Origin of the sequence: Streptomyces sp. NPDC047022, assembly GCF_040644155.1 — a bacterium.
GTDB lineage: Bacteria > Actinomycetota > Actinomycetes > Streptomycetales > Streptomycetaceae > Streptomyces.
Genome location: NZ_JBEYVV010000078.1, coordinates 1 through 4,658, shown reverse-complemented (window position 1 = coordinate 4,658; position 4,658 = coordinate 1). Strand labels below are relative to the sequence as shown.

Sequence of the window (4,658 nt, the reverse complement as noted above, 5' to 3'; positions counted from 1 at the left end):
CACCCGCAGGTCGCGCAGGCTGCCGTGGTCGCCCGGGAGGACGTGCCGGGCGACAAGCGCCTGGTGGCCTACCTGGTACCCGCCGACGCCGACACTGCGGCGGGCGAGTTGACCGAGGCAGTGGCTGCCCACGCCGCCGAGCGCCTGCCGGACTACATGGTGCCCTCCGCCTTCGTACTGCTCGACGCGCTCCCGCTGACTGCCAACGGCAAGTTGGACCGCAAGGCCCTGCCCGCTCCCGACCTCGCCGCCTCGGCGGGTGCCGGCCGCGCGCCGGCGAACGCCCAGGAGGAGCTGCTCTGCCAGGCCTTCGCCGAGGTCCTCGGCCTGGACACGGTCGGCGTCGACGACGACTTCTTCAGCCTCGGCGGCCATTCCCTGCTGGCCGTCTCACTCGTCGAGTCGCTGCGGGCGCGTGGTCTGTCGGTGTCGGTGAAGGCGCTGTTCCAGACCTCGACGCCGGCGGGTCTGGCCGCCGTGGCGGGTGCGGAGCAGGTGGCGGTGCCGGTGAACCGGATCCCGGCCGGCGCCACCGAGATCACCCCCGAGATGCTGCCGTTGGTCGAGCTGGACCCCGCCGAGATCGCGCGGGTGGTGGCGACGGTCGAGGGCGGTGCGGCCAACGTGGCCGACGTCTATCCGCTGGCGCCGCTGCAGGAGGGGCTGTTCTTCCACCACCTCGTGGCCCGTCAGAACGGCGACGACGCGGATGTGTACGCGTCGCCGGCGGTCCTCGGTTTCGACTCCCGGGACCGCCTGGACGCGTTCCTCGCGGCGTTCCAGCAGGTGATCGACCGGCATGACATCCTGCGGACCGCCATCGTCTGGGAAAGCCTGCGCCAGCCGGTGCAGGTCGTCCACCGGCGCGCCGAACTGCCGGTCCAGGAGGTCGCGCTGGATCCGCACGGCGCCGACGCGGCCGAGCAGCTGCTCGCCCTCGGTGCGTCCTGGATGGACCTGGACCGGGCACCGCTGATCCGGGCCTATGTCGCCCCCGAGCCCGGCAGCGACCGCTGGTTCGCCCTGCTGCGGATCCACCACCTGGTGCAGGACCACACCACCCTGGACGTGGTGCTCGGCGAGCTGCGTGCGTTCCTCTCCGGACGCGGCGGAACGCTGCCCGAGCCGCTGCCGTTCCGCGACTTCGTGGCGCAGGCCCGCCTCGGCGTCTCGGATGACGAGCATGAGCGGTTCTTCGCCGGGCTACTGGGTGACGTCGAGGAGACCACGGCCCCGTTCGGCCTGCTGGACGCCCAGGGGGACGGCCGCGGCGTGGTCGTGGCACACTCCGCCGTCGACGGTGAACTGTCCGGTCGGCTGAGGAAGTTGGCGCGCGAAAACGGGGTGAGTGCGGCCACCGTGTTCCATCTGGCGTGGGGCCGGGTGCTGGCCGCGGTCAGTGGCCGCGACGACGTGGTGTTCGGCACCGTACTGTTCGGCCGGATGAACGCGGGTACCGGCTCCGACCGGGTGCCCGGCCTGTTCCTCAATACGCTGCCGGTGCGCGTCCCGGTGGCCGGACAGAGCGCCGGCCAGGCGCTGACGGCGATGCGGGACCAGCTGGCCGAGCTGCTGGTACACGAGCACGCACCGCTCGCGCTGGCCCAGAAGGCGAGCGGGGTTCCGGGCGGCAGCCCGCTGTTCACCTCCATCTTCAACTTCCGGCACAGCCAGGGCGCCGCCCGGGGCGAGGAAGCCGGCCGCGACAGCGGGCTGGCCGGCATCAGGCTGCTGACCACCCGGGACGTCACCAATTACCCGCTGAGCCTCGCGGTCGACGACACCGGCGCCGGATTCATGCTGAGTGTCGACAGCGTCGGCCCGGTCGACCCGGAGCAGGTGTGCGCGCTGGTGCACACCTGTCTGGGCAACCTGGTGGCCGCGCTGGAAGAGGCCCCGGACTCCCGCCTGTCGGCGGTGACGGTGCTGGACCCGGTCGGCACCGACCGGGTGCTGGCGGAGTGGAACGCCACGGACCGGCAGCCGGCCCCGGCTGCGGTGCCCGAGCTGTTCGAGGCCCAGGCGGCGCGGACCCCGGACGCGGTCGCCGTGGTGGCCGGCGACGTCGAGATGTCGTACGCGGAGCTGGACGCCCGGGCGAACCGGTTGGCCCGCCGCCTGCTGGGCCAGGACGTCGGGCCGGAGTCGCTGGTCGGCGTCTGCCTGGAGCGCGGCGCCGAGCTCATGGTGGCGCTGCTGGGCGTACTGAAGGCGGGCGGGGCCTACCAGCTGATCGACCCGGAGTACCCGGCCGAGCGGATCGCCTACATGCTCGAGGACGCGGCGCCGGCCGTGGTGCTGACCTCGCTGGGCACCGTCGGGGTGCTGCCGGAGCAGCTCGCGGCGCCGCTGTGGACGCTCGACGAGCCGCGGCTGGACGCGGAGCTGGCCGGTCTGGACGGCGCGCCGGTGGCCGGCGAGCGGACCGGGCTGCTGCCGCAGCAGCCGGCCTACGTGGTCTATACCTCCGGGTCGACCGGTCGCCCCAAGGGCGTGCTGGTCTCGCACGGCGGGTTCGCCAACACGGTGGGCGGACTGGCCCGGTTCGGCGCCGGTCACGGCTCGCGGGTGGCACAGTTCGCCTCGGTGAGCTTCGACAACTTCGGCCTGGAGTGGTCGCTCGCGCTGACCTCCGGCGCGGCCCTGGTGGTGGTCCCGGCCGGGCGGCGGCTGGGAGAGGAGCTGGCGGGTTTCTTCACGGAGCAGCGGATCACGCACGCCTCGCTGCCGCCCGCGGTGCTGGCGGGCCTGGAGCCCGACTCGATCGGCGCGGACGTCGTCCTGGAGGTCGGCGGTGAGGCGGCCTCCCGCGAGCTGGTGGAGCGCTGGTCGGACGGACGGGTGCTGTTCAACACCTACGGGCCGTCGGAGACGACCGTCGACGCGACCGTCTGGCGGTGCCGCGCCGAGGCCGACGAGGTGGCCATCGGCTCGCCGATCGGCAACACGCGGGCGTACGTGCTGGACGCCTTCCTCGCCCCGGTGCCCGCCGGCGCGGTGGGCGAGCTGTATCTCGCCGGCGCCGGTCTGGCCCGCGGATACATCGACCGGGCGGCCCTGACCTCGGAGCGCTTCGTGGCCTGCCCGTTCGGGGACGGCGGCGAGCGCATGTACCGGACCGGCGACCTGGCCCGCTGGACCGCCGACGGGCAGCTGGTCTACGCGGGCCGGGTGGACGAGCAGGTCAAGGTCCGCGGCTTCCGGATCGAGCTGGGCGAGGTGCAGGCGGCCGTCGCCGCCCACCGGGCCGTCGCGCAGTCCGCCGTAGTGGCACGGGAGGACGTGCCGGGTGACATCCGCCTGGTGGCGTACGTGGTGCCCACCGACGGCCGGGCCGACGCCGGGCTCCCGGGCGCGGTCCGAGAGTCCGCGGCCGAGCGGCTGCCCGCCTACATGGTGCCCGCGGCCGTGGTGGTGCTGGAGGCGCTGCCCCTGACGGTCAACGGCAAGCTGGACCGCCGCGCCCTGCCCGCGCCGTCGTACACCGCGGGCGCGGGCGCGGGCCGGGGCCCGGCGACCGTGCAGGGCGAGCTGCTCTGCCAGGCGTTCGCCGGGGTACTCGGCCTGGAGAAGGTCGGCGCGGACGACGACTTCTTCGCGCTGGGCGGTCACTCGCTGCTGGCGATGCGACTGGTCAGCCGGATCCGGGTGGTGCTGGGCGTCGAGGTGCCGCTGCGGGTGCTCTTCGAGGCGCCCACGCCGGCCGCGCTGGCCGCCCGGCTGGACGGGGCCGGCACGGGCCGGGCGGCGCTGACCGCGATGGCGCGCCCCGAGCTGATGCCGCTCTCCTACGCGCAGCAACGGCTCTGGTTCATCGGACAGCTGGAGGGCCCCAGCGCGACCTACAACGTGCCCGCCGTGCTGTGGCTGACCGGGGAACTGGACCGCGAGGCGCTGGATGCCGCGCTGCGTGACGTGATCGGCCGGCACGAGGTGCTGCACACCGTCTTCCCGGCCGTCGACGGGCAGCCCTGCCAGCACGTCCTGCCGCTCGACGCGTGCGGTTTCGACCTGACCGTCACCGAGGTCGCCGAGACGGACCTGGCCGGCGCGGTGGCCGAGGCCACCGGGTACGCCCTCGACCTGGCGACCGAGATCCCGCTGCGGGCCGCGCTGTTCGCGGTGGCACCCAACGACCACGTGCTGGCCCTGACCGTGCACCACATCGCGACCGACGGCTGGTCGACCGGTGCGCTCGCCCGCGACCTGTCGGTCGCCTACGCGGCGCGCACCGCGGGCCGGGCACCCGAGTGGGCCGCGCTGCCGGTGCAGTACGCGGACTACGCGCTGTGGCAGCGCGAGCTCCTCGGCGACGAGCAGGACCAGGACGGAGTGCTCGCCCGGCAGGTGGCGTACTGGCGGGAGGCGCTGGCCGGGATACCGGAGGAGCTGGCGCTGCCGGTCGACCACCCGCGCCCGGCGGTGGTGAGCCACCGCGGCCACGCCGTGGAGCTGGAGACCTCCGCCGAGCTTCATCACGGCCTGCTCCGGCTGGCGCGGGAGCGGGGCGTGACCCTGTTCATGGTGCTGCAGGCCGCCCTCGCCGTCACCCTGAGCCGAGCCGGTGCGGGGACCGACATCCCGATCGGCTCGGCGGTGGCCGGGCGGACCGACGAGGCGCTGGACGACCTGGTCGGCTTCTTCGTCAACACCCTGGT

At 74.2% G+C, this 4,658-nt stretch carries 1 protein-coding gene; it reads left to right on the top strand.

Translation table 11 applies throughout. The features are described 5' to 3' along the window. On the top strand, positions 1–4,658 hold a 4,658-nt coding region (locus ABZ845_RS31725; protein WP_360986939.1), incomplete at both ends, for an amino acid adenylation domain-containing protein.